This window comes from Dactylosporangium sp. CA-152071, from assembly GCF_050936335.1.
Lineage (GTDB): Bacteria > Actinomycetota > Actinomycetes > Mycobacteriales > Micromonosporaceae > Dactylosporangium > Dactylosporangium maewongense.
The window spans coordinates 622,757-648,146 of the sequence record NZ_JBNJMZ010000002.1 but is presented as its reverse complement, the minus strand read 5'-3'; the positions used below and the strand labels follow the sequence as shown (position 1 = coordinate 648,146).

Genomic DNA, 25,390 nt, shown 5'->3' with positions numbered 1-25,390 from the left:
GGGCCCGGCCGCCGCGGCGGCCGGGCCCTCGAACGACTTCGAGCGACGGTGGATCAGGCGGCGCGGGCCGCGGCCGGACGCTGCTTGAACGCCCGCTGCAGCTGCACCACGATCGACCACGTCACCTCGCCGACCGGGCGGGCGCCGTTGACCTGGATGAGCAGCTCACGCTGCTGGTAGTAGTCCAGCAGCGGCCGGGTCTTCTCCTCGTACACCTTGATGCGGTGCTTGATGACGTCGACGGTGTCGTCGGCGCCGCGGGCCCGGGCCAGCATCCGGCGGGTCAGCTCTTCCTCGGGGACGTCGAGATGGACGGCGATCTGCACGCCGACGCCGAGGGCACCGGCGGTGCGGTACGCCGCCTCGGCCTGCTCGACGGTCCGCGGGAAGCCGTCCAGGACGTAGCCGCCGTCGGTGTTCGCCGCGAGGACCGGTTTGCGGAGCATGTCCATGATGATCGAGTCGGGGACCAGCTCACCCTTGTTGACCAGCTCCTCGACCGTGCGGCCGATCGTCGTGCCCTCCGCGATGTTCCTGCGCAGGAGGTCGCCGCTGGCGATGTGGGTGATGCCGAACTGCTGCGCGATGAGCTGCGCCTGGGTGCCCTTACCGGCCCCGGGTGCGCCGATCATCAGGATCCGCTTCGCGCGTGGTGCCGCCGACTGCATTGTCATCTGCACACCCCTTCTTGGCGTTTGAGGTGAAAAAGGTGGTGAAACGGGTGCCGGCCGACGCCGATGGTCCAGCATCCCACCTCGATGTCCGAGGTGGGCTGTGTGTCAGCTGTGAATTACCGCATTGCGATCCATGGGTCCAGTAGGGAATACCGGACCCATGGATGGGTAACCGGACCTACCGGGTGCCGAGCAGGTCCACCACGAAGACGAGCGTCTCGTTGGGCTTGATCAGGCCGCCGCCGGCACCCCGGGCGCCGTAGCCCAGGTGCGGCGGGATGACCAGCTTGCGCCTGCCGCCGACCTTCATGCCGGCCACGCCCTGGTCCCAGCCGGCGATGACCTGGCCCTGGCCGAGGCCGAAGTCGAACGTGCCGCCACGGTTCCACGACGCGTCGAACTCCTTGCCCGTCGACAGCGACACGCCCACGTAGTGGACGCTGACCTGCTGACCCGGGCGGGCCTCCGCGCCGTCACCGACGGTGAGGTCCTCGATCACCAGGTCGGCGGGCGGCGGGCCGTCGGGCAGGGTCACGTCGGGCTTGCTGAGCGCCATGCGAAAACTCCTCGGCGGGATGCGGTTGCTGCGGTACCTTGCAGCGTCCATCCTGCCGTACGCGCTGACGTGTGGCGCGCGACCACCCCGCAAACAGCCCTTGGATGAGGCGGAGGGCGCGACGTACATTGAAGGCGATGACGGACGGCAAGCGCCCCTGCGCGCCGGTGCGGCAAGCGTACTGGCTGGTCATCGGCGCCCTCGCGCTGGCCGCGACGCAGGCGGTCGCGGCCGCGATCCTTCTCGCCCGGTTCGGCGCCGTCCACCGGGCACACGGGCCGTGGTCGGTCGCCGAGCAGGCCCAGGCCGACAGCGTCCACGCCCGGCTCGCCGTCGCCGTCGTCCTCGGCGCCGGGATCGCCGTCCTGCTCGCCGGCGCCGCGCTCGCCGTCCCGCGCCGCACCACCCGCACCCGTGCCGCCGTCGGCGGCGCCGCCGCGTTCGCCGGGACCGCGCTGCTGCTCGGCGTCACCCTCGCCGCCGACAACGCGGTCCTCGCCGCCGGTGCCGCGGAGCTCGCGGAACTGGAGCGGCTGCTGCCGGTGTGGTTCTCGGCACTGTCGTCGGGCGTGGTCACCGGCGTCGTCGTCCTGCTCGGCGCCGCGCTGCTGCGGATGGGCCGGGACGCCGCCGTCGAGTACTACCAGCACCACCGCCCGCCGACCCGCTGGCGCGGGTTCACCTCCTGGCACGACATCGTCAACCGGTGATCACGGCTTGGTGAACGGGGTCGCCCGGCGCGGTGGCGGTCCTTACCCTGGCAGCGGTGAACGACGACCTCCGGCTCGACCCGCCGCCCGCCGCCGTCCGGCAGGCGTTCTGGCTGGCCGCCATCGGGCTCCTGCTGATCCTCGCCAAGACCGTTGCCGGCGCGACCCTCCTGGCCGGGTTCGACGACACCTACCAGGCCATCAAGCCCTCGAACCCGTTCGACGTCGGCGACGAGGTCGCCGACGCCATCGAGCTGCGGCTCACCGTGGCCGTGCTGCTCGGCGCCGCGCTGACGCCCCTGCTCGGTCTCGCCACGGTCGCCGTCGCCCGGCGCGCCGACACCAGCCGCGGCCTGGTCGGGGTCCTGGCGCTCGTCGCCGGCGGCGCGCTCGTCCTGGGCGTGGTGTTCAGCCCCGAGAACGCGGCCAGCCCCTTTGACGCCGCCTCCCTCGCGTGGCTCGAGACGCTGATCCCCGCCTGGTTCCAGACGCTGTCCTCGGTGGCGGTGTTCGGGGTGGTGCTGCTGTTCGGCGTCGCGTTCCTCCGGATGGGCCGGCCGGCGGCCGCCGGGTACTACCAGGACTACGACCCGGACGCACGGTGGGGTGGCTACGGGTCCTGGCTGGATCTCCTCCGCCGCGGCTGATGAGCGCCCACCCGGCGCGGCCTACCCTGGACGGGATGGCCGCCAGCCCAGCCCAGCGCCGCCGCCCGGCCGCCCCCGTGCGGCGGGCGTTCTGGCTGGTCGTGGCCGCGATCGTCCTGCTCGGCGCGCAGACCGCCGCGGCCGCGGTGCTGCTCGCCCGGTTCGCCGGGGCTTACGCCGAGCACGGCCCGTGGAGCATCCGCGAGCAGGAGCAGATCGACAGCATGCACATCCGGCTGGCGCTCACCGTCGTGCTGGGCGCCGGGATGGCGTTGCTGCTCGTCGGCGTCGCGACGGCGGTCCCGCGCCGGCACACCGGCACCCGGCTGCTGGTCGGGTCGGCGGCCCTGCTCGCCGGGGTCGTGCTGCTGCTCGGTGTCGTCGTCAACCCCGACAACGCGCTGCTCGCCTACGGCGCGGCCGAGGAGCAGCACCTGTACAAGGTGCTGCCGCTGTGGTTCTCCGCGCTCTCCTCGACCGCGGTCACGGGCGTGCTGGCGGCGCTGACCGCCGCGTTCGTGCTGCTCGGCCGGGACGCCGCCCACGACTACTACCAGTACCACGGCCCCGACAACGCCTGGACCGGCTTCAGCGGCTGGTCGGCCGGGACCCGCCGGACCTAGGCTCGGGCGTCGAGGAGGGTGTCGGGGAGGGCGTCGAGCATCGCCTCCGCCACGCCGGTCGCGCTGGCCGGGTTCTGGCCCGTGACGAGGCGGCCGTCGCGGACGACGTGCGGCTGCCACGGCGCCGCGCCGGTGTGCCGCGCGCCGAGCGCCTCGAGGCGTCGCTGCAGGGAGAACGGCACCACCTCGGTCAGCCCGACCGCCTGTTCCTCCTCGTCGGTGAACCCGGCGACGTCCCGGCCCGCGAGGAGGTGCCCGCCGCCGGTCAGGGTGACGCCGACCAGTCCGGCCGGCCCGTGGCAGACCGCACCGACGACGCCGCCCCGCTCGTACACCTGCCGCACCAGGGACTGGAGCGCCGTGCTGCCGGGGAAGTCCCACATCGTGCCGTGCCCGCCGGCCAGGAACACCGCGTCGAACGCGGCCGGGTCGACGTCGGCGACGGCCGGGGTGTCGTGGCCGAGGGCGGCGAGGAAGTCCTCGTGGCCGTCGGTGCCGCCGTCGCGGGGCGGGTCGCCGCCGAGGACCGACGCCACCGTCACGGTGTGCCCGGCCTTCGTGAACACCTCCCACGGGTGCGCCGCCTCCGACACGTAGAAGCCGGTGCTCCGGCCGGTGTCGCCGAGTGTCGCGTGGCTGGTCAGGACGATCAGGGTCGCTGTCATGCGGACAGCTTCGCCCGTCGGAAGCCATCGGCGCCAATAGTCTGAGGCGGGCATTACCATAGGAATTCCTATGGCGATCTCCCTCGACCTGCTGCGCACGTTCCTCGCCGTGCACCGGGAGGGCTCCGTCACCGGCGCCGCCCGCCGCCTCGCCCTGTCGCAGCCGACCGTCACCGCCCAGCTCCAGGCCCTCGAGGCGGCGCTCGGCCGGCCGCTGTTCGTGCGGCAGCCCCGCGGCGTCACCCCGACCCCCGCCGCGGACCTGCTCGTCCGGCAGGTCGCCGGCCCGCTCGACGACCTCGCCGGCGTCGCCGAACGCCCCGAGGAGGGCACCGTCCGGCTCGGCGGCGCCGCCGAGTTCCTCACCGACCTGGTCCTGCCCGCGCTCGCCGGGCTCGTCGCCGGCGGCCTGAAGCTGCGGGTCACGCTCGGCCTGTCCGACGACCTCGCCGACGCGCTCGGCACCGGCGCCCTCGACCTGGCCGTCCTCACCAGCCGCCCGCGCCGCCGCCAGCTGCGCGCCGAGCCGCTCTACGACGAGGAGTTCGTGCTCGTCGCCGCGACCGCCCGCGACGTCGCGACCACGCCGCTGGTCAGCTACGCCGAGGAGCTGCCGATCATCCGCCGGTACTGGCGCAGCGTCTTCGACCAGCGGCAGCACCGCACCGCCGACGTCGTCGTGCCCAACCTGCACGCCGTCCGCGCCCTCGTCCTGGCCGGCGCCGGGTGCAGCGTGCTGCCCGAATACCTGGTCCGGGCCGACCTGGAGGCGGGCCGCCTGGTGCTGCTGCACGACCCGCCGGTCCCGCCGCTGAACACGCTGTTCCTCGCCCACCGCGACGGCCCGCTGCCCCCCGCCGCGGCCGCGGTCCGCGCCCGGCTGCTGGCCACGTTCCGCGGTGTTTCGCCAACCGAAACGTTGCCGCGCTAGGTTCGAGCGGTGACCCAGCCTTTGGACCTGCCCCGCACCGTGGGCGAGCTGCGCGCCAGCGGCCACCGGTTCCGCACCGTCAAGGAAGAACTGCGCGACAACCTCCTCGCCAAGCTCCGCAGCGGCGAGCCCCGATTCCCCGGCGTCGTCGGCTACGACGACACCGTCCTGCCCGAGCTCGAGCGGGCCATCCTGGCCGGCCACGACCTGGTCCTGCTCGGCGAGCGCGGCCAGGGCAAGACCCGCGTCATCCGGGGCCTCGTGTCGCTGCTGGACGAGTGGACCCCGGTCATCGCCGGGTCGGAGCTCAACGAGCACCCGTATGCACCGATCACGCCCGCGTCGCGGCGCCTCGCGACCGAGGCCGGCGAGGCGCTGCCGGTCGACTGGCTGCACCGTTCGATGCGCTACGGGGAGAAGCTCGCCACCCCGGACACGTCGGTCGGCGACCTGATCGGCGACGTCGACCCGATCCGGGTCGCGCAGGGCCGGACCCTCGGCGACCCGGAGACCATCCACTTCGGACTCGTCCCGCGCACCAACCGCGGCATCTTCGCCGTCAACGAGCTGCCCGACCTCGCCGAGCGCATCCAGGTGTCGCTGCTCAACGTCCTGGAGGAGCGCGACATCCAGGTCCGCGGCTACCAGCTGCGCCTGCCGCTGGATGTGCTGCTCGTCGCCAGCGCCAACCCTGAGGACTACACCAACCGCGGCCGGATCATCACGCCGCTCAAGGACCGCTTCGGCGCCGAGATCCGCACCCACTACCCCCTCGACCTGGAGCTGGAGACCGACCTGATCCAGCAGGAGGCGCAGCTCGTGGCGCAGGTCCCCAGCCACGTGATCGAGGTCCTGGCCCGGTTCACCCGGGCCGTGCGCGAGTCGCCGGCGGTCGACTCCCGCTCCGGCGTGTCCGCCCGCTTCGCCATCGCCGCGGCCGAGACCGTGGCCGCGTCCGCGCTGCGCCGCGGCGGGCTGCTCGGCGACGACAAGCCCGTCGCCCGGGTCGGCGACACGGTCAGCGTCACCAGCACCCTGCGCGGCAAGGTCGAGTTCGACAGCGGCGAGGAGGGCCGCGAGATCGAGATCCTCGCGCACCTGCTGCGCACCGCGACCGCCGACACGTTCCGGTCCCGGCTCGCCGGCCTGGACCTGTCCGGCTTCACCGACCTCGTCGCCGAGGGCCAGGTCATCGAGACCGGCGAGCTCGCCGGCGCCGACGACATCCTGCAGCAGGTCGGCACCGTGCCCGGCCTGGCGAAGGTCCTGGAGCGGCTCGGGCTCGGCGACGCGCCCAGCCGCGGCGAGGCCGCCGCGGGCATCGAGTTCGTCCTGGAAGGTCTGCACCTCACCAGACGGCTGTCCAAGGACCTCACCGAGGACGGCCGCACCGTCTACGGAGGCTGAGCACGTGCGTCACAACAGGTTCCGGTACGGGGCGTGGCGGGGCGGGCCCGACCCGCTCGCCCCGCCGTACGACGTGCGCGCCGCCGTCGATCAGGTCGGCGCCGAGGTCCTCGACGGCGGCAGCCTCCGCGACGCGCTGCGCAACCTGCTGCGCAGTGGTCCCCAGGGGCCCGACGGCGGCCGCGGCCTCGACGATCTGCTCGCCAGGGCGCGGCGGCTGCGTCGGGAGGCTCTTCGACGCGGCGATCTTGATGGCGCTGTCACCCGTGCGCAACAGCTCCTCGACCAAGCGGTCGCCACCGAACGCGACGCTCTGTCAGCGGTCGATTCTGACGACGCCCGCTTCGCGGAGACACAGCTGGCCAACTTGCCGCGGTCGACATCTCGCGCAGTTGCTGAATTGTCCGAATATAACTGGACTTCGCCCGAGGCGAAGGCGCTCTACGACCAGATCCTCGACCAGCTGCGCGACGAGGTCGTCGGGCAGCGGTTCCAAGGGATGAAGGACGCCCTGCAGGACCCGGCGACGCGCGAGCGCATGCAGCAGATGCTGCAGGACCTCAACGGCCTGCTCGCCAAGCACGCCCGCGGGGAGAACACCGACGACGCGTTCGCGCAGTTCATGGCGCAGCACGGCGACTTCTTCCCCGAGCGGCCCGGATCGGTGGACGAGCTCGTCGACGCGCTCGCCCGCCGCGCCGCCGCCGGGGAGCGGCTCATGCGCTCGCTCAGCCCGCAGCAGCGCGCCGAGCTGCAGTCGCTGATGGAGCAGTCCCTCGGCAGCCTCGCCGGGGAGATGGCCGCCCTCACCGACAACCTCCGCGCGCTGCGCCCCGACCTGAACTGGGGCCGCGGCGAGCGGGTCCGCGGCGACCGCGACCTCGGCTACGGCGAGGCCGCCGGCGCCCTGGAGGAGATCGGCGACCTCGACGACCTCATCGACCAGCTCGGCCAGGAGCACCCCGGCGCCACCCTCGACGACGTCGACGTCGAGTCCGTCGAACGGCAGCTCGGCCGCTCCGCCGCCGACGACCTGCGCCGGCTGCGGGAGCTGGAGCAGCAGCTGCGCCGCCAGGGCTGGGTCACCCGCGGCGCCGACGGGCTCACGCTCAGCCCGAAGGCGCTGCGCCGGCTCGGCGGCACCGCCCTGCGGACCGTCTTCGCCGACCTCACCGCCGGCCGGCGCGGGCAGCACGACCTGCGCGACGCCGGCGCCGCGGGCGAGCTCACCGGGGCGTCCCGGCGCTGGCAGTACGGCGACGAGCAGCCGATCGACGTCGTGCGCACCATCGGCAACGCGGTGCGCCGCCAGGCCACCGGCGGCACCGCCGTCCTGCCGATCGGGCTGGACGTCGAGGACTTCGAGATCGCCGAGACCGAGCGGCGGGTGTCCGCCGCCGTCGCGCTCTGCGTCGACCTGTCCTTCTCGATGATGGCCGACGGCCGGTGGGGCCCGATGAAGCAGGCCGCGCTGGCGCTGTCCCACCTCGTCGCGACCCGCTTCCCGCAGGACGCCCTCCAGATCATCGGGTTCGGCCGGTACGCGACGAAGCTGTCCGTCGAGGAGCTGGCGGCCGTCGAGCCCGACTACGTGCAGGGCACCAACCTGCAGCACGCGCTCATGCTCGCGGGGCGGCACCTGCGCCGGCACCCGGGCTCCGACCCGGTCGTCCTCGTCGTCACCGACGGTGAGCCGACCGCGCACCTGCTCGAGGACGGCACGTCGTACTTCCGCTGGCCGTCGACCCGCGAGACGGTCACCGCGACCGTGCACGAGGTCGACCAGCTCACCCGCTACGGCGCGGTGCTCAACCTGTTCATGCTCGGCGAGGACCCCGGCCTGCGCCGCTTCGTCGATGCCGTCGCCCGGCGCAGCGGTGGGCGGGTCTTCACCCCGGACGCCGATGACCTGGGCAGATACGTCGTCTCCGACTACATCCGAGCCCGCCGGGGCCGCCGCGGGTGATCGGTGTTTCAGAAGTCGAGGGGGAGGGGTACCTGAAGAACGTCCATGCAACACCCCCTCCTCCCCGGGAGCTGAAGATGATCGTCCTCGGCCTGATCCTGTTCCTGCTCGGGCTCTTCCTGCACGTCGGCATCCTGGAAACGATCGGCATCGTGTTGCTGATCGTGGGCGCGGTGCTGTGGATCCTGGGTGCCGTCGGCCGTCCCCTCGCCGGACGCCGTCACTATTGGTGACCCTCTTATGCAACCCGATGGCCGGCGGTCCCCCCGCCGGCCATCGCCGTTTCCGGGCACTTGCCAACTATGGCCATACGGCCCTATAGTGGAGTCGCTGGCGCCGCGACGACCCGCCGAGTTCTCAGCGCATTCTTTCTGCCCTTACGCAAAGAATGGCGCTGACCTGCGGGCGCCCGCCGGCTTCGTTCGGATGCGAAAGGTCGGCGGCGGCCCGCAGAATTCGCTGGGATTGATCGCTATTTCCGGCGCTTCCCGCCTCTCATGATGTTGGCTTGTCACCCGGGTGAATGATCCACCCGGGGCAGCGGTCCGACGCCATGGAGGCTCGAATGCGCACCACAGGACATCGGCACAAACGCACCGGGGCCGCGGCCGACGCGGCCCTCATTCTCGCGGCGCTCGCGGCCGTCTTCGGGTTCGCGGCGCTCGCGGTGGCCTGGGGGCTGGACCCCATCCAAGTGGCCGCGCTCGTCGCGGCCGTCACCGCCGCCGCCGGGCGGCTCGTCTCCCGGGTCAGGCCCCGCCGGCCTGGTGGGACGCAGTGGGGGCCTTCCGCTGCAACGGAAGACCCCCGTCCCCAGATCGCTGAACCCTCGAGAAGGTCCGACCGGGAGCTCCACGGTCCTTACGACGGCCCGCTCGGCGGGTCGAGTGACCGTTACGTCACTGAATGCGGCGACGTTACCTCATTGTTGTCATCGCATCCAAGACCCGACAGTGTGGATGCGAATGAGGTCACGGCAGTGACGTCCGCCGATACGGCGGAAGCCGATGAGCCGGTCGGCGACGGTGGCCACCGACTGGGCAGTCACACCTCCACCGCGCGGCCAGTCCGGTCCCGGTCGGCCTACTGATCGGTAGGCAATTACTCACGACGATGTGTCGGCAATCCGGACCGCGCATGACTGGTAACCGCGCGAGCCGGATGGCAAACTGCCGCAAGTCGGGATGCGTGCCGTGCGGCTGCAAACGGACGGCGCCATGACGCTTTCCCCGACCCGCAGATCGCTGATCCAGGTGAGGCGACGCCCTACCGCCCCTCAGTAGGGCGTCCCCGCCGGAGCGAACACCCTCGAGAACTGTCGGAAAGCACCGGAACGAGAGCGAGCCCGTCCATGCTCGACGCCCGTGGCGATGACGGCCACGCACCCCACCCCACCGACGCACGACGCCGCGGCCGCCCGGTCAAACCGGTGGTCGGCTACCACCCGCCGGCCGACTTCGCCCACCGGATGCGGCGGGCCCGCGAGGCGGACGGCAACCCGTCCTACCAGGTCATGGCGCAGCGCGTGAACAGCAACCAGACGACCCTGTCGAAGGCCGACAGCGGCCTGCAGATCCCGTCCTGGGAGCACCTCGAGCTGTACCTGAAGAGCGTCAACGAGGACCCGTCCACCTTCGACGAGTGGCGCACCGCCCGCGCGGACGCCATCAGCCGGGCGGCCCGGTTCCAGCCGGACCTCGGCGACGACGCCGACCGGCCCGCGGCGCGGCGCGCGCTCAGGTCCCTGATCGCGGCGCAGGGCGTCGACGAGCAGACCATCGGCCGGCGCCGGGCGGAGACCGAGGAGCACGGCGCGCCCGCCGAGCTGCCGGGCCCCGTCCCGGCGGTGCAGCGGCTGCGCCCCCGGCCGCTGCTACCCACCCGGTGGACCGACGACGAGCTGCTGTGGCGGCTGTACCTCAGCGGCGGCACCCCGGACGCGGCCGAGCAGTGGAAGGCCCGCCTCGAGCAGCTGCCGCCCGGGCCACCGCCGTGGCGCCGCCGCGGCGTGGTCGTGCCGGCCGTCGCCGCGGCCCTGGTCGTCCTCACGGTCGCGGGCCTGTGGCTGGCCGGCGGCACCGGCGGGACGCCGGCCCGCACCGGCGTCGCGGCGTCCGGCGGGCCGGCGCGCACGCCGACCCCGCCGCCACCGACCCTCACGCCCGGCGCGCCGGCCCAGGCGGAGCTCGACGCCGTCATCGCCGCGATCGACCCGGCCGAGGCGGCGGCGGGCGAGCACGCGCACGTCGACGTCGTCATCACCACCTACGGGCCGCCGCCGGAGTACCTGAACACCACGAGCAACGTGAACGAGGAGCTCGACTGGTCGCCGGCGGCACCCGGCCGGGTCAGGACCTACGGCACGGGGGCGACGTCGTCGCCGGAGCCGCTGCCGCCGGGCCCGCCCGCCGGGGCGGCCGGGCCGCCGAGCGCCGACCCGGTCCAGCTGCAGCGGACCCTGGAGGGAGTGGAGCGCCCCGGCGCCGCGGCACTCCTGCGGCGGCTCGGGGAGCTGTGCGTCGCCTACCCGCTGCGCGCGCCGGAACGCATCGCGGTGCTGCGGATGCTGCGCGGCACGCCCGGCCTCGCGTACCGGGGCAAGACCATCGCCGACCGGCTGGGGCTGCCCGGCAAGGCGTTCAGCGCCGACGGCCCGGACGGCGTCCGCGAGACGATCGTGTTCGACCCCGGCACCGGCCGCCTGCTGGTGCACGAGTCCACGATCCAGCGGCAGAACGGTGTGCCGGTGACCACCCGGCAGGTCGTGTATGTGCGTTCGGTGTGGGACGACCAGCCGGACTGAGCGGTGCTGCAACTTGCAGATCGGGCCGGTCGCCCCCGTGGCGGCCGGCCCTCGGTCACCGTCCGTCAGTCGCGCCGCGACGGCCCGCAGGTCGGCGAGCCCGCGACAGGACGTTACGGTCCGTACGACGATTGATAAATCATTGAGAATTCGACGGAGGTGACGAGCAGGTAGTACGCCGGAACGTATTCATTCATGGCACAGTCTGTACGCGGCCATGGTGACCACGCTCGGTGGCGAATACGGTCGCGCCAACGGCGTGCACCTGGAGCGGTCCGGGGGGATCCGCGGGTGACACGCAGTCACCGCACCGCGTCCCGGTCCGCTGAAACGTGGGGGTTCAGCCATGATCCGTGCCCTGACACTCGCCTGCTTCGCCGTCGTGGCGATCACCACGACCGCCGCGCCCGCCGCCGCGGCACCCGTCACCGCCGGCGCCGCGTCGTACCTCGCCGAACACCCCGGCGGGACGGTCGTCGGCGCCAACGAGATCAGCTACGACGGCGGCCGGTTCGTCGTCACGCTGGCGCCGCCCGCGCCGTCACCCGAGCACGTCGACGCGTATGTCGACTGCCCGTCGGGATGGTTCTGCTTCTACGACCGCGCGGACTTCGGCTACCCGCGCGGCAAGCTGTCCTCGTGCGGGTGGCAGAGCCTCGCCACGTACGGTTGGCAGGACCGCGTCGAGTCCGCCTACTACAACCTCAGCCGGGGCAGCGTGCAGTTCTTCGACTACGGCACCGGCCTGTTCAGCGTCGGCGTCGGGTATCGGTCGATCGACTTCGTCGGCGGCGCCACGAACCGCGCCACCGACGTGTACCGCTACTGCTGACGCCGCTGCAGGCCCGGGCGCGACACACCGGGCCACCCCGGCACTACTGCTGACGCCGCCGGAAGAGCCGGCCGAACCGTGAGGGGGAGGCCGGCTTCTCCGTGCGAGCGGGCGCCGCCGGTACACCCGACACCTCACCGGCGAGGGCCAGCATGTCCGGGACCATGCCCGGCACGATCCGCACCAGCGCCGACAGCGAGTCCCTGATCGTCACCGCCCTGGTCCGCGACGCCCGCACCGCGGCCAGGAACCGGCGGCCGACCGTGTCACAGACCTCCACCCGGCACGCCGGGTCCAGCCACGCCGCGACCGTGAGCGCGAAGAGCGCCGCCTCCGTCGTCCAGTCCTCGACGCCCCACGCGAGGTCGGTCAGCAGCCGCCGCTGCGCTGCCGTGTCGCCGGGGTCGGCCGGGTTGCGCAGCTCGCCGCAGTGCAGCAGGCCGAGGCACGCGAACACCTGCGCCGACCGCTCCCACCAGCCGTCGGGCAGCTCCACGAACCGTTCGGGCCGCGCCGGCGGGTGCACCAGCAGCGACAGCAGCTGCTCGACCGGCAGCTCGCCGAGCGGCATCGCGTGGTCGTAGGCGGCGACCGGGTGCGGCCACACCGGACCGGCGATCCCCGCCAGGAGCGCCTGGCTGGCCGCGGCGGCGGGCTCGACCGTCGGATATGCGGTGGTCCCGTCGTACCGCCACAGCACCCGCACCTCCCGCAACGGCCGCACCAGGTCGGCGGCGGGCGCGCCCTCCACCCGCACGGTGACGCCCGGCAGCTGGCGGCGCAGCACCGCGAGGGCGCTGGGCACCTCGAGCGCCGACAGCGACATCCCGCCGTCCATCGTGCCCCGCTCGCCGGCCGGGATCCGGTGCAGCGTGTTCACGCACGCCTCGGTCGGGCCGGTGACCCGGCCGAGCCAGGGGAGCCGCTCGCACGCCTGCGCCAGGTCGGCGTGCTCGTGGCTGACGACCGGGTGCTCGCGGATGAAGTCGGCGAGGGCCACCAGGTGCCGCGCGTCGCCGTCGCGCTGGAACCGCAGCCGGTGCACGGTGTGCACCGCACAGTCGTAGTCCGACCGGCGGCGCATCCCCTCCTCCAGCAGCTCGATCGCCTCGTCGACGCGGCCGGAGTCGGCGAGCCAGTTGGCCATGTCGGCGCACAGGTCGACCTCGTCCGGCGCCGCCCGCCACGCCGCGCGCATCACCTTCAGCGCCGCGTCGAGGCGGCCGTCGGCGCGCAGGGCGTACGCGTACCAGACCGACGTCAGCTTGTCCGGGTGCAGCCGGTGCCCGCGGGCGCCCCACCGGACGGCCTCCGCCGTGTCGCCGAACCGGCGGCCGAGCCCGGCCGAGGCCCCGTGCAGCAGCGCGTGGTCGGGGTGGGCGCGCAACGACCGCCGGGCGAGGTCCAGCCACACCTCGTTGGCCTTCGCCACCGGCGGCGGTGCCGGGTCGCCGAGCCGCTGCATCACCCCGACGAAGAGCCTGGCGAGGTCGTCTGGGTCCAGGCCGGCCGGGTCGGCGGCCCGCACCCAGCTGACGTCCGCCCACGGCTGCTCCGGGTCGAACCCGGTCGCCTGCGCCAGCATCCGCAGCGCCCCGATCGGGTCGGCCTTCGCCGTCACGTGCGCCCGCGCCACGACCGTGCCGATGAACGCCGGCTCCCGCAGCGGGAACAGCTCCGCGACCTCGCCGCCGGCCCGGACGGTCAGCGCCGCGAGCAGCTCGTGCACCTCCGGCAGCCCCGGCGCCCACGCGATCGCGCCGGCGATGTGGTTGGCGGCGTGCTCGAGGTCGTCCTCGGCGAGCGCCACCCGCGCCAGGGACAGCTCGCCGTGCGCCTGCGCCACCGGGTCTTCGACATCGTCGGCCACCCGCGGAGAGTAGAGCACGCCGAACGGATGACGTCGGGCGGCGTGTGGGCAGCGTCGTTCGTCGATGCGCGGTAGCGTCGCCGCATGACCGAGGTCCGACCCATGCGCGAGCTCGCACCGCACCTGGTCTGGGAGGCGGTGCTCCTGCTCGCCGCCGGCGCCGTCGTCGCCGGCCTGCTCAACGCCAACTCCGCCGTGTTCAGCCGCGGCCAGTCGTGGGCGGGGCTCGCGATCCTGGGCTTCGCCGCCTGCGGACTGGCCCTGTCGCTGCGCACCGCCACCCCCAACCTGGCGATCGGCTCGATCGCGGTCCTCGCCGGCTGGGTGTACGCCGACCAGGTGAACGACGGCACCTCCGTGCCCGCCGCGTTCCTGGTCGCGGTCCTCGCCGCGTTCGGCGTCGGCCTGGCGCTCGCCCTGCTCACCGGCCTCACCGCGCTGCCCGCGTGGGCGGTGACGCTCGGCGGCGGGTTCGTCGTCTCCGCGGCGCTGCTGCAGGCCACCGAGGGCCGGCTGGTCCCGGTCACCGGCGCCGCCCGCGTTTCCGGCGGCTTCGGCGCGTGGGTCGCCGTCTTCGTCGCCGGGTCGATCGCGGGCGCCGTGCTGTTCGCGTTGCCGGCCGTCCGCCGCGGCCTCTCCGCGAACCGTCCCTCGGGCGGCGAGGACCCCGCCCGCTGGCGGCCGGCGAAGCTGACCGGCGCGCTGGTCGGGGTGGCCGGCTCGGCGGCGCTCGCCGGCGTCGCGGGGGTGTTGTCGACGCGGCTGACCAGCGCGGCCGTGTTCACCGAGACGGGGCACCTGCCGTATGCGCTCGCCGCGGTGCTGCTCGGCGGGGTCAGCGTGTTCGGCCGCCGGGCGGGCGTGTTCGGCGTCGTCCTCGGCGTGTTCATCGTCGACGGGGTGCGCCGCTGGCAGCTGATCGAGGGGGCTCACGCGGCGACGATGCTGCTGACGACCGGGCTGCTCGCGGTGGTGGGGCTGCTCGCGGTCTGGCTGCTGGAGCTGGTCGGGCGCCGGCTGGCACCACTGGCGGCCGCCCCGGTGGGGAGTCCTGCCACCGGTGTCCTGCCGGTTGCTCCTGGGTTCGTGCCGCCGCTGGTGTACGACGTGAGCCCGCCCCTGTCCGGACCGCCCTCCGGGTATCCGCCGGGTCCGGCGCCGGCGGGGATCCCGGCGCAGTCGACCGGCTTTCCCGCGCCGCCGCCGCCGACCGTGGACGGTCCCGTGTTCGGGCAGCCGACGTACCCCAGCCCGCCGCCGGAGCCGCACCCGGGCGCGATCCCGCAGCCCTGGACGGTCCCCGGCATGGGCGGTCCCGCGCCGCAGGTGCCGTCGCAGCCGGCCTCGCCGCCGGTCAGCGGCCCGCCGAACTCGGACCCGCCGGCCGGCTACCCGCAGAGCCCGCCGCCGGCCTGGCCCCCGCAGAACTGACGGTCACATCGACGGCTCGACCAGCGCGGGGTGCCGGGACCCGGGCGGGGCGAACCATGCCTCCTTGGCGTCGCGCACCGCCATCTCCACCCGCAGCCGCGAATAGGGCTCCATCGGCGGCAGGTCGGCCGGGTCGAACCAGCCGACCTCGAGCGACTCGTCGTCGTTGACGGTGGCGGTGCCGCCGGCGACGCTGCACAGGAAGGTCACATTCAGGTATTCGCACTGGTCGCCGTTGGGGTAGTGCACGGGGTGCATGGCGACGCCGAGGAGCCGCTCGACCCTCACCTCGACGCCGGTCTCCTCCCGGACCTCGCGCACGACCGCGTCGGCGGGCTGCTCGCCGGGCTCGACCACGCCGGCCAGGACCGCCCACCCGCCGGTGTCGCTGCGGCGGGCGAGCAGCAGCCGGCCGCGGTCGTCCACGACGATCCCGCTGACCCCGGGCAGGAGCAGCAGGTCGTGCCCGATGTGCGCGCGCATGGTCCGGACGTATCTAGGAACTCCCATGCGGCGAACCTACCCGGACCGTGCCCAGCACCCGCGTCACCGTCACGACGATGACCACCCGCTGCGGGTTGGGGCGGGGCGTCCTGTACCGGTCGGCGTAGCGCCGCTCGGCGTCCGCGACCGCCTCCGGGTCGGCGTCGATGACGGCGGTGCCCTCCAGAGTCGTCCAGCGACGCCCGTCGACCTGGCAGATCGCGACCCGCGGGTTGGCGCGGACGTTGCGGACCTTCTGCGACGTGCCCGACGTGATGATCCGGGCGATGCCGGTCGTCTCGTCGTAGGTGGCGCCGACGGGCGCGACGTGCGGGGTGCCGTCCCGGCGGATCGTCGTGACCGTGCACAGGTGCCGTTCGGTCCAGAACTCCTCGCTCATCTGACGGTGACCTTCCCGTCGTGCACGTCGACGTGCCGGGTCGTGTGGACCGCCGCCAGCATCCGCCGGTCGTGGGTGACCAGCAGCAGCGTGCCGGGGTACCCGTCCAGCGCGGACTCCAGCTGCTCGATCGCCGGCAGGTCCAGGTGGTTGGTCGGCTCGTCGAGCACGAGCAGGTTGACGCCGCGCCCCTGCAGCAGCGCCAGCGCCGCCCGGGTCCGCTCGCCGGGTGACAGGCTCGCCGCGGGCCGCAGCACGTGGTGCGCCTTGAGGCCGAACTTCGCCAGCAGCGTCCGTACGTCGGCCGGCTGCTGGTCCGGCACGGCCTCGCAGAACGCGTCCAGCAGCGGTTTCGCCCCGACGAACAGGCCGCGGGCCTGGTCGACCTCGCCGACGACGACGCCCGGCCCGAGCGCCGCGGTGCCGCTGGCCAGCGGGACGCGCTTGAGCAGCGCGGCGAGCAGCGTGGACTTGCCCGCGCCGTTCGCACCGGTGATCGCGACCCGGTCCGCCCAGTCGACCTGCAGGTCCACCGGCCCGAGCGTGAAGTCCCCGCGGGTCACGACCGCCCGGTTGAGCGTCGCGACGACCGCCCCGGCGCGCGGCGCGGCGGCGATCTCCATCCGCAGCTGCCACTCCTTGCGCGGCTCCTCCACCACCTCGAGCCGCTCGATCAGCCGGTCGGTCTGGCGGGCCTTCGACGCCTGCTTCTCCGTCGACTCGATCTTCTTGCCCTTGCTGACCTTGTCGTTGTCCGGCTGCTTGCGGCGGGCGTTCTTGACGCCCTTCTCCATCCACGCGCGCTGCATCCGGGCCCGCGCCTCGAGGTCGGCCTTCGTGTCGGCGTACTCGTCGTACGCCTCCCGGGCGCGCCGCTTCGCGATCGCCTTCTCCTCCAGGTACGCCGCGTAGCCGCCGCCGAAGAAGTTGACCTGCTGCTGGGCGAGGTCCAGCTCCAGCACGCCGGTGGCCGTGCGGGCCAGGAACTCCCGGTCGTGGCTGACGATCACGGCGCCGGCCTTGAGGCCCTGGACGAACCGTTCGAGCCGCTCCAGGCCGTCGAGGTCGAGGTCGTTGGTGGGCTCGTCCAGCAGGAAGACGTCGTACCGTGACAACAGCAGCGACGCCATCCCGGCCCGGGCCGCCTGCCCGCCGGACAGCGCCGTCATCGGCAGGTCGAGGTCCACGGCCAGCCCGAGGTCCGCCGCGACGGCCACGACGCGCTCGTCGAGGTCGGCGCCGCCGAGCGCCAGCCAGCGCTCCAACGCGTCGGAATACTCGTCCGGGTCCTGCTCGATCCGCTCCGCGGCGGCGTCCATCCGCCGCTGCGCGTCGGCGACCCCGGTGCGCCGGGCCAGGAACTGCAGCACCGTCTCACCCTCGCGGCGGTCGGGCTCCTGCGGCAGATAGCCGATGATCGCGGTCGGCGGGTTGAGCCCGAAGCCGCCCGCCTCGGTCGGCAGCAGCCCGGCGAGCGTGCGCAGCAGTGTCGACTTGCCCGCCCCGTTGGCCCCGACCAGGCCGATCACGTCGCCGGGCGCGACGACGAGATCCAGCCCGGAGAACAACGCCCGATCGCCGTGACCGGCCGCGAGCTCCTTCACCACCAGCGTGGCGCTCACCAGTTACCTCCGCAGTTTCTGTCGTACCCCGCGCATATTGTGTCTCAGTGCGCGTCACTGGGTAGGCGGGAGTAGCCTGATTTCCGGAACGCTATCGGCTCGTAACGTTTATTTGGGGGACCGCCTTGAGTTCGACGACAGGCGAAGACACGCTGACGCACCGCCAGATCATGACGATCCTCGGCGGGCTGATGATGGCGATGTTCCTGGCCGCGCTCGACCAGACCATCGTGTCCACGGCGATGCGCACCATCGCCGACGACCTGGGCGGATTCTCCATCCAGGCGTGGGCGACGACGGCGTTCCTCATCACCTCGACGATCGCGACCCCGCTCTACGGGAAGCTGTCGGACATCTACGGCCGCAAGCCGTTCATCCTCTTCGCCATCGGCATCTTCATCCTCGGCTCCGTGCTGTGCGGCATCGCCGGGACGATCTACCAACTGGCCGCCTACCGCGCCGTGCAGGGCATCGGCGCCGGCGGCCTGTTCTCCCTCGCGTTCGCGATCATCGGCGACATCGTCCCGCCCCGGGAGCGCGCCAAGTACCAGGGCTACTTCCTGGCCGTCTTCGGCACGTCCAGCGTCCTCGGCCCGGTCCTCGGCGGCTTCTTCGCCGGCACCGACGAGATCCTCGGCGTCACCGGCTGGCGCTGGATCTTCTACATCAACGTGCCGATCGCCCTCGCCGCGTTCCTCGTCGTCATGCGCGTGCTGCACATCCCGCACCGCCGCCAGGACCACCGCATCGACTGGCCCGGCGCGGTCGCCCTCATCGTCTGCCTCGTGCCGCTGCTCACCGTCGCCGAGCAGGGCCGCGAGTGGGGCTGGGGCTCCGGGCGTTCCGTGCTCTGCTTCGCCATCGGCGCCGTCGGCCTGGCCCTGTTCCTCGTCGCCGAGTGGTCCTACAAGGACGAGGCCCTGCTGCCGCTGCGCCTGTTCCGCGGCCGCACCTTCTCCGTCGCCTCGACCAGCAGCTTCATCCTCGGCATGGCGATGTTCGGCGGCCTGCTCACCCTCCCGCTCTACCTGCAGATCGTGAAGGGCGCCACGCCCACCGAGGCCGGCCTCATGCTCCTGCCGCTCGTCCTGGGCATCATGACCGGCTCGATCGTCTCCGGGCAGGTCATCGCCCGCACCGGCAAGTACCGCAAGTTCCCGATCATCGGCTCGCTGCTCATGGTCGCCGCGCTCGCCCTGTTCTCGCGTATCGGCGCCGACACGCCGCTCTGGCAGACCATGCTGGTCATGGCCCTGATGGGCCTCGGCCTCGGCGGCAACATGCAGCCCGTGATCACCGCCGCGCAGAACGCGGCGAACCCCCGCGAGATCGGCGTCGCCACCTCCACCGTCACGTTCTTCCGCTCCATGGGCGGCACCCTCGGCGCCGCCGTCTTCCTCTCCGTCCTGTTCAGCCTCCTGCCGGACAAGATCAAGGGCGCCTTCACCGCCGCCCAGACCACCCCCGAGTTCCAGGCCGCCGCCCGCGCCCACCCCGACCAGGTCCAGGCCATCCGCTCCGCCGGCACCTCGGGCAGCGCGAGCGCCTTCAACGACACCTCCTTCGTCAACCGCCTCGCCGACGCCCTCTCCCACCCCTTCAAGGTGGGCTTCTCCGACGCCATGAGCGTCGTGTTCCTGGTCGCCGCCGGCATCATGGTCGTCGGCTTCGTCGTCATCCTCTTCCTGCCCGAGATCCCCCTCCGCTCCCTGTCGGCCGCCCAGCAACGCGCCGCCGAAGACGCCGCCTCCGGCGCCACCCCCACCGGCGCTCCCTCCACCACCGCCGGCGCTCCTTCGCCCGCCCCCGGCCCTTCTTCCACCGTCGCCTCGGGCACTCCTTCCACCGTCGGCTCGGTTGCTTCGCCCTCCGCTGCCTCGGGCGCTTCTGCCTGCCACGGACGCTGTGCCCAACGGCGCACCCGCCTCTGCCGCCCCGGGCGCCTCGCCTGCGGCCTGGGGCGCTTCGCCCGCAGCCGACGCTTCGTCGGCCGCCCCCGCCACTTCCACCTCGACCCTGTCCGGCAACGGCCGGCCAGCCGCCTCAGGCGACAGCAACGGCAACGGCTCGGGTCGCATCACCGATCTCAAGAAACCGGCGACGGGCGCCCACGCCGCGGAGGGTATCGCCGACGCCCACCCGGATCACGCCCCCCACCATGCAGCCGGCGCCCACGAGGCCGACGGCCAGGCCGCCCACGGCGAGGTGGAGCCCCGCCACGCCCGCTGACCTGCCCGCCACCCGCGCCGCGACCAACCACCGCCGGGCACCGGCCGCGGTGGTTGGGCCTGACAACGGCCGCCCGCGGGCGGCCGTTGTTGGCCTCGCCGTTGGTGGCGGCGGGCAGCGGTCACGGCCGTCCGCGTGGCGGTGCCCGCCGCGTCGAGCTGCTGCGCCTGCGGCGGGTGGTCCGTGGTGGGGAGCCCTGCCACGCCCCGCTGACCTGCCCGCCGCTCGCTCCTGACTGACCTGCTGCCGGGGTCGCGCCCCACCACCGCTGGGCAACAGCCGCGGCCCCTGGGCCTGGCAACGGCCCGTCGTGAGGTGGCCGTTTGGTGCCTTGCCGTGGTGGCGACGGGCAGGTCGTGGTTGTGTGCGTGGCGGCGTCCGGGTGGGTCTCGTTGGCTGCGGGTGGTCGTGGCTGGTCCGTGGTGGGGAGCCCTGCCCCGCCCGGCTGACCTGCTTGCCGCTCGCTCCTGACCCACTTGCTGCCCGGGCCGAGGCGGACTACCTCTGGGCGGCGGCCGCGGCCCTGGACCCGGCGATGGCCGTCCTGGGGTGGCCGTTGGTTGGCCTCGCCGTGGCGGAGGTGGGCAGCAGTCGTGGCGGTGTCCGTGGCGGTCCGTGGCGGTGTCCGCTGCGTCGAGGTGGCTGCGCTTGCGGCGGATGGTCGGTGGTGGGGAGCCGTGCCGCGCCCCGCTGACCTGCCCGTCGCTTGTTCCTGACCCACCTGCTGCGCGCGCCGCGACCGACCACCGCGCTGGGCAACGCAGCCGCGCTGGGCCTGGTAATGGCCGCCGCCATGGGGGCCGTTTTGGCTGGCCTCGCCGTGGTGGCGGCGGGTAAGTCGTGGCGGTGTGCGTGGCGGTGTCCGCGTGGGTCGCGGTGACTGCGTTGGCTGCGGGTAGTTGCGGCTGGTCCGTGGTGGGGGCCTGCCGCGCCACTGTCCTCGCCGTCGCTTGCTGCTCACTCGTCCGCTGGCCTCACTGCCTCCCGCTACCGCCCAGCCGCGGACGCCCCGGAAAGAGCGGACGCCTGTGGGTGGCAACTGACTGGGCTCGCGTGGCGTTGGTTGGCAGCAGCCCAAGGCGATTGCGCTGGCCGCTTCTGCATCACGGCAGGAGCGCGACTGCTGACCTCGCCCCCGCGGGTAGCAGACGCCGTGGGCAGGATGCTGCGGCAGCGAGCCGAGGTGAAGGCGCCGGCGTGGGTGCAACGGCCGATCACACGGAGTCGGGTGATGGCATCAGCCCGGGTCGGCCAGCGAGGTCAAGGCAACCGGGTTGGGGGCCGACGCTGCGTAGCGTTGCCGATCCGCACCACCTGCATGGTCCGCATCCTGTCGCCGGTGTTCATGAGGCCGATGGCGAGACCGCTCATGGCGAGCCAGGACCGTGCCACGCCCTCCTGTCTCACTTCCCGCCCCGCTCCTCACCTCCGCCACCATCGCCAGGGCTGACCCAGTAGCCGCCCGGCCACGACAGGCATGGTGGCAGACCAGCCCAGGCCCCAGCCGAGGTGGATGGTCGAGGTGGGCATGAGCAGCCGCGACGTGAGCCGTAGCCGTTCGACGTGCGCCGTCCGACAGCCCGCGACAGACGTTGGTCAATGCCCCGGTATGCGGCCTTTGCGCAATCGACGTTGCGCGATCCACGTACAAGATGATCTCTGAAATGAGGGTGGATCGCGCAACGTCGATCTGATCTGGGCGGTGAGGCGGCGGCCGAGGGGCTGTCCACCTAGTATCCTAGGAAGCGGGAGGCGCAGAGCGCCGCGTCACACGTGTGGGACCCGCCGCGTCGGTGGTAGGGCGGACAAACGGTGCAGCGGTACACTGGCCGACTACAAGGGACCATGGAAGGGCCGGGGCGATGCAGGACGAGACGGATCCGGGGCGCGTCGCGTTTCTCGCGCGGCCGCATCGGCCGGCGCTTGTGTCCCGGACCCTTGCCGAGCTGCGGGGGCCGGTCCGCGGGGTCGTGGAATTGCCGCAGCGGTTGATGTGGAATCCGCGGCGGGACTTCGACCTGGACAAGCCTGACCTGCTGCTGTGGATGTACGAGAACGTGCTGCGGGAGGCGATCCGCGTCGAGGAGCTGCGGCGCTGGGTCAACGGGCGGCGGCTCGTCAGGGTGTGGCCCGAGCTGAACCTGCCGCGTGGGGTCCGGCTGGCGTGGGAGGCCCGCCATCAGCCGCTGCGGCTGAGGTGAGCACGACCGACCCGTTCTACACCGAGGTTGCCAGGATCGCGCTTGCGGTGGGGGAGCGGCACGGGTTCGTGCTCGGGGGCGGGTTCGCGTGGCTGATGAGCGGGCTCGTGTCGCGGCCGACCGAGGACGTCGACCTGTTCACCGACACCGACGGCGGGGCCGGGCGGGCCGCGGACGCGGTGTGCCGGGCGTTGCGGGGCGCGGGGTACACGGTGCAGGAGGAGGAGGCCGATGACCTCCTCGACTTGTTCGCCGGGTTCGACCAGCGGGAGTTCACCGTCGGTGACGGCGCCAGGACGGTGCGGTTGACGCTGAGCCGGCTCGACCGGAGCGAGAGCCCGGTGATGATGGACGTGGGCCCGGTCATGCACCGTGACGACCTCATCGCCACGAAGGTGGCGGCGCTGGTGAACCGGCGGGAGGTGCGGGACTACATCGACGTGGCCGCGGCGATCCAGCACTACTCCGTGCCGCAGCTGCTCGAGCTGGCCCGGCGGCAGGACCCGGGGCTGGAGGACGAGGACGTGTCCGCCGCGGGCCGCTACCTGGACCGGCTCGACGACGGCCGGTTCGCCTACTACGGGCTGGCCCCGGACCGCGTCGCCGAGCTGCGGCAACGCCTGAAGAGCTGGCCGAGATAAGCGAAACGGAAGAGCGAAACGTCAGGCGTGGGCCAGCGAGGCCTCGTTCGACAGCACGTCGGCGAAGCCGCGCAGCGTGCGGTCGATCTGGCGGCGGGCGGCCTGGCCCTTGCCGGTGACGTACGCGGAGCCGGTCAGCTCCATCCGTTCGCGGCCGTTGGCGCCCAGGACGCGGGTCAGCAGGACCTTGCCAACGCCGTCGACCTCCATGACGACCGGGTGGGCGCGGTGCTCGCCGAGACCGCACCGGTGACCCCGGGCGCACCATTCGGGGTGGTCGTACGGACGCATGAGGCAACCTCCAGAAGATGAGAACGCGTCAACTTCATCGACGGTACGAGCGGTTACCAGCACGTACTACGGATTGTGACGTGGGCTACCGCAGCGTCACCGGTACGGGGGAACGGCGCCGGTGAGCCGGGTCACCTGACAGGCAGGCGCCGGGAGGCACCCGCTACCGTGTGCCGGTGCCGAACCGCCGGAGGGGTTGTTGACCACCTATCAAGCGCAACGGCGATCCACGGACGTCAACCCACAAGGCCCGCAGCGCCCGCAGGGCAAGCCGCAGGCGCCGGCCGCGGACCGGTTCCGGCCCGACATCGAGGGCCTCCGCGCCGTCGCGGTGCTGCTGGTGGTCGCCAACCACGCCGGTCTCGGGCTCGTGCACGGCGGGTACGTGGGCGTCGACGTCTTCTTCGTCATCTCCGGGTTCCTCATCACGCTGCACCTGTTCCGGGAGCTGCAGCAGACCGGGCGGATCCGGTTCGGCGCGTTCTACGGGCGGCGGATCGTACGACTGCTGCCGGCGTCGACCGTCGTCGTCATCGCCACGGTCGCGGCCGCCTGGACGTGGATGTCGCCGGTGCAGGCGAAGGCCGTGGTGTTCGACGCGCTGTCGGCGGCCGCGTACGGGATCAACGTGCGGCTGGCGGTCCTCGGCACCGACTACCTGTCCGCGGAGCTGGAGCCGTCGCCGCTGCAGCACTTCTGGTCCCTCGCGGTCGAGGAGCAGTTCTACTTCATCTGGCCGCTGCTGCTGCTCGCCGCGGCCAGCAGGACGGCGAGCCGCCGGCGGGCGGCGATCGCGCTCACGGGGCTGGGCGTGGTGTCGTTCGCGGTGTGCGTGTGGCAGACCGGGCACTCGCAGCCGTGGGCGTACTTCGGGATCCAGGCCCGCGCGTGGGAGCTGGCGGCCGGCGCGCTCATCGCCCTGGCGGCGGAGCGGCTCAAGGCCGTGCCCGGAGCGGCCGTGGCGACGTGGCTGGGTGTCGGCGCGATCGTCGCGTCCGCGGTCATGTTCGACGAGACGACGCGCTTCCCCGGCATGGCCGCGCTGCTCCCGGTCGGCGGCGCGGTGCTCGTCATCGCCGGCGGCACCGCACGACCCAGACACGGCGCGGTCGCGATCCTGGGGACCGCGCCGATGCAGGCGATCGGCAAGCTCTCCTACAGCTGGTACCTGTGGCACTGGCCCGCGCTGATGCTCGCCCCGCACGTCGCCGGCCAGGAGCTCGGCACGTGGACGAAGGCGGCGGTCGCGGCCGGCAGCCTGATCCCCGCCTGGCTGTCGCTGCGCCTGGTGGAGAACCGGGTCCGGTTCAACCCCGTGTTCAAGCGCCGCCCCGGGCAGGGGCTCGGCCTCGGTGCCACCCTCACCGCGCTGACCTTCGGCGCCGCGGCGATCTTCCTCGGGCTGCCGAACGAGGTGAAGGGTGAGGGCACCGCCCAGGACACGGCGAAGGCCCTGTCGCAGCAGCCCGCGGTCTCGGAGGCGCAGCAGCTGGCCGACGCGCGCAAGAAGCTCCTGGAGCTGATCGCGACCAGCGCGACCGTGACCGCGATGCCGCAGAACCTGACGCCGCCCGTCACCGCCGCCGCCAACGACCGCCCGGAAGGGTCGAAGGGCTGCCTCGCGTCGCTCGACGAGACGACTATCAAGACAGCCCTGAGCCAACAATGCGATAAACACGGCGACCCGCAGGGCACGGCGACGATGGTGCTGTTCGGCGACTCGCACACGGAGCAGTGGTTCGACGCCTTCGACGCGGTGGCGAAGCAGCGGCACTGGCGGCTCGTCGTGCTCACGAAGTCGGGGTGCACGCCCGCTGACGCGTACACGATCAAGATCAACGCGCGGCGGGCGTTCACGGAGTGCGCGACGTGGCGCGAGGAGGCGTTCACGAAGATCAAAGAGCTCAAGCCGGCGTTGGTACTGCTGTCGACCCGCACATACACGGACCCGCCCGTCGACAAGGCCGGCGCGCCCGCCGGGGACAAGGCGGAGGCCGACGACCTGTGGTCCGCCGCGCTGATCCGCTCCGCGAAACGCATCCAGCAGCTGGGCGCGAAGCCGGTCATCATGCAGGACACCCCGGACCCGCGCGGCACCAGCGTCCCCGACTGCGTCGCCGCCCACCCCGCCGCGGTCCAGCAGTGCGCGCTGAAGGTCACCACCGCGATCTACGCCAGCCGCAGGACCGCCAACGCCGACGCTGCCAAGGCGGCCGGCTTCCCGGTCATCGACCCCACCACCTGGTTCTGCACCGACACGGTCTGCCCGGTCATCGTCGGCAACGCTCTGGTGTACCGCGACGGCAGCCACGTCACGGCCAGCTACGTCAAACTCCTCACCCCGCTGCTCCAGGCGGAGCTGCCGAAGTAGCATCGGGCCGATTCGCTGATCCGAGGGTGCGGGAGGC

22 protein-coding genes are annotated in these 25,390 nt (G+C 73.0%); 14 read left to right on the top strand and 8 right to left on the bottom strand.

The features are described from left to right. Window positions 1-53: 53 nt before the first annotated feature. On the bottom strand, window positions 54-674 hold the full coding sequence (locus tag ACQEVZ_RS43130) for an adenylate kinase (RefSeq protein WP_344505068.1): 621 nt from the start codon (window positions 672-674) through the stop codon (window positions 54-56). A 178-nt stretch (window positions 675-852) separates the two neighbouring features. Next, window positions 853-1,230, bottom strand: a complete 378-nt coding sequence (locus tag ACQEVZ_RS43125; protein WP_344505067.1) for an FKBP-type peptidyl-prolyl cis-trans isomerase — start codon at window positions 1,228-1,230, stop codon at window positions 853-855. A gap of 137 nt (window positions 1,231-1,367) precedes the next feature. On the opposite strand from ACQEVZ_RS43125, the gene ACQEVZ_RS43120 reads away from it, so the two are divergent. From ACQEVZ_RS43120 to ACQEVZ_RS43110, 3 genes are read left to right on the top strand one after another with little or no spacing between them, the layout of a single operon-like run. Continuing rightward, window positions 1,368-1,940 carry a hypothetical protein gene (locus ACQEVZ_RS43120; protein ID WP_433378660.1) on the top strand — a complete coding sequence of 191 codons (573 nt, stop codon included), beginning with the start codon at window positions 1,368-1,370 and terminating at the stop codon, window positions 1,938-1,940. Window positions 1,941-1,996: 56 nt separating this feature from the next. Then, window positions 1,997-2,587: a hypothetical protein gene (locus tag ACQEVZ_RS43115; RefSeq protein ID WP_433378657.1), complete on the top strand. Its 591-nt coding sequence runs from the start codon at window positions 1,997-1,999 to the stop codon at window positions 2,585-2,587. A gap of 35 nt (window positions 2,588-2,622) precedes the next feature. After that, window positions 2,623-3,210, top strand: coding sequence for a hypothetical protein (locus tag ACQEVZ_RS43110; RefSeq protein ID WP_433378654.1), 588 nt, complete (start codon window positions 2,623-2,625; stop codon window positions 3,208-3,210). Here ACQEVZ_RS43110 and ACQEVZ_RS43105 read toward each other — a convergent pair. Next, a complete protein-coding gene (locus tag ACQEVZ_RS43105) occupies window positions 3,207-3,875 on the bottom strand; it encodes a type 1 glutamine amidotransferase domain-containing protein (protein ID WP_433378651.1) in 669 nt (222 codons plus the stop codon). The genes ACQEVZ_RS43110 and ACQEVZ_RS43105 overlap by 4 nt on opposite strands. Before the next feature lie 70 nt (window positions 3,876-3,945). Between ACQEVZ_RS43105 and ACQEVZ_RS43100 the strand changes: the two genes are divergently transcribed. The 6 genes from ACQEVZ_RS43100 (at window position 3,946) to ACQEVZ_RS43075 (ending at window position 11,814) form a co-directional block, all read left to right on the top strand. Then, window positions 3,946-4,806, top strand: coding sequence for a LysR family transcriptional regulator (locus ACQEVZ_RS43100; protein ID WP_433378648.1), 861 nt, complete (start codon window positions 3,946-3,948; stop codon window positions 4,804-4,806). A gap of 9 nt (window positions 4,807-4,815) precedes the next feature. Then, window positions 4,816-6,213, top strand: a complete 1,398-nt coding sequence (locus ACQEVZ_RS43095) for a sigma 54-interacting transcriptional regulator (protein WP_344505059.1) — start codon at window positions 4,816-4,818, stop codon at window positions 6,211-6,213. Window positions 6,214-6,217: 4 nt separating this feature from the next. Then, window positions 6,218-8,179: a vWA domain-containing protein gene (locus tag ACQEVZ_RS43090; protein ID WP_433378644.1), complete on the top strand. Its 1,962-nt coding sequence runs from the start codon at window positions 6,218-6,220 to the stop codon at window positions 8,177-8,179. 77 nt (window positions 8,180-8,256) lie between these two features. Beyond that, on the top strand, window positions 8,257-8,412 hold the full coding sequence (locus tag ACQEVZ_RS43085; RefSeq protein WP_203853177.1) for a DUF6131 family protein: 156 nt from the start codon (window positions 8,257-8,259) through the stop codon (window positions 8,410-8,412). 1,118 nt (window positions 8,413-9,530) lie between these two features. Further along, complete coding sequence (locus ACQEVZ_RS43080; protein WP_433378639.1) at window positions 9,531-10,982, top strand: hypothetical protein; 1,452 nt, start codon at window positions 9,531-9,533, stop codon at window positions 10,980-10,982. 346 nt (window positions 10,983-11,328) lie between these two features. Next, on the top strand, window positions 11,329-11,814 hold the full coding sequence (locus tag ACQEVZ_RS43075; RefSeq protein ID WP_433378636.1) for a peptidase inhibitor family I36 protein: 486 nt from the start codon (window positions 11,329-11,331) through the stop codon (window positions 11,812-11,814). Between the two features lie 43 nt (window positions 11,815-11,857). On the opposite strand, the gene ACQEVZ_RS43070 is transcribed toward ACQEVZ_RS43075, so the two are convergent. Further along, on the bottom strand, window positions 11,858-13,684 hold the full coding sequence (locus tag ACQEVZ_RS43070) for a tetratricopeptide repeat protein (protein ID WP_433378633.1): 1,827 nt from the start codon (window positions 13,682-13,684) through the stop codon (window positions 11,858-11,860). A gap of 84 nt (window positions 13,685-13,768) precedes the next feature. Here ACQEVZ_RS43070 and ACQEVZ_RS43065 point away from each other — a divergent pair, with 84 nt between their 5' ends. Then, window positions 13,769-15,115: a hypothetical protein gene (locus tag ACQEVZ_RS43065; RefSeq protein WP_433378630.1), complete on the top strand. Its 1,347-nt coding sequence runs from the start codon at window positions 13,769-13,771 to the stop codon at window positions 15,113-15,115. Between the two features lie 3 nt (window positions 15,116-15,118). Here ACQEVZ_RS43065 and ACQEVZ_RS43060 read toward each other — a convergent pair whose 3' ends face one another. From ACQEVZ_RS43060 to ACQEVZ_RS43050, 3 genes are read right to left on the bottom strand one after another with little or no spacing between them, the layout of a single operon-like run. Continuing rightward, a complete protein-coding gene (locus tag ACQEVZ_RS43060; RefSeq protein ID WP_363414550.1) occupies window positions 15,119-15,625 on the bottom strand; it encodes an NUDIX hydrolase in 507 nt (168 codons plus the stop codon). Then, a complete protein-coding gene (locus ACQEVZ_RS43055) occupies window positions 15,612-15,998 on the bottom strand; it encodes a PPOX class F420-dependent oxidoreductase (protein WP_344505051.1) in 387 nt (128 codons plus the stop codon). The genes ACQEVZ_RS43060 and ACQEVZ_RS43055 overlap by 14 nt, the downstream gene beginning before the upstream one ends. Beyond that, window positions 15,995-17,620, bottom strand: a complete 1,626-nt coding sequence (locus ACQEVZ_RS43050; RefSeq protein WP_433378625.1) for an ABC-F family ATP-binding cassette domain-containing protein — start codon at window positions 17,618-17,620, stop codon at window positions 15,995-15,997. The genes ACQEVZ_RS43055 and ACQEVZ_RS43050 overlap by 4 nt, the downstream gene beginning before the upstream one ends. A 125-nt stretch (window positions 17,621-17,745) precedes the next feature. Between ACQEVZ_RS43050 and ACQEVZ_RS43045 the strand changes: the two genes are divergently transcribed. The 3 genes from ACQEVZ_RS43045 to ACQEVZ_RS43035 all read left to right on the top strand — a co-directional run bounded on the left by ACQEVZ_RS43045 (window position 17,746) and on the right by ACQEVZ_RS43035 (window position 22,691). Next, complete coding sequence (locus tag ACQEVZ_RS43045; RefSeq protein ID WP_433378622.1) at window positions 17,746-20,088, top strand: MDR family MFS transporter; 2,343 nt, start codon at window positions 17,746-17,748, stop codon at window positions 20,086-20,088. Window positions 20,089-21,711: 1,623 nt separating this feature from the next. Further along, window positions 21,712-22,050: a hypothetical protein gene (locus tag ACQEVZ_RS43040; protein WP_344505048.1), complete on the top strand. Its 339-nt coding sequence runs from the start codon at window positions 21,712-21,714 to the stop codon at window positions 22,048-22,050. Then, window positions 22,047-22,691, top strand: a complete 645-nt coding sequence (locus ACQEVZ_RS43035) for a nucleotidyl transferase AbiEii/AbiGii toxin family protein (protein ID WP_354897416.1) — start codon at window positions 22,047-22,049, stop codon at window positions 22,689-22,691. Before ACQEVZ_RS43040 ends, ACQEVZ_RS43035 begins: the two co-directional genes overlap by 4 nt. A gap of 21 nt (window positions 22,692-22,712) precedes the next feature. On the opposite strand, the gene ACQEVZ_RS43030 is transcribed toward ACQEVZ_RS43035, so the two are convergent. Continuing rightward, window positions 22,713-22,982, bottom strand: a complete 270-nt coding sequence (locus ACQEVZ_RS43030; protein WP_433378618.1) for a hypothetical protein — start codon at window positions 22,980-22,982, stop codon at window positions 22,713-22,715. Between the two features lie 199 nt (window positions 22,983-23,181). Here ACQEVZ_RS43030 and ACQEVZ_RS43025 point away from each other — a divergent pair, with 199 nt between their 5' ends. After that, complete coding sequence (locus tag ACQEVZ_RS43025) at window positions 23,182-25,353, top strand: acyltransferase family protein (protein WP_433378615.1); 2,172 nt, start codon at window positions 23,182-23,184, stop codon at window positions 25,351-25,353. Window positions 25,354-25,390: the final 37 nt, after the last annotated feature.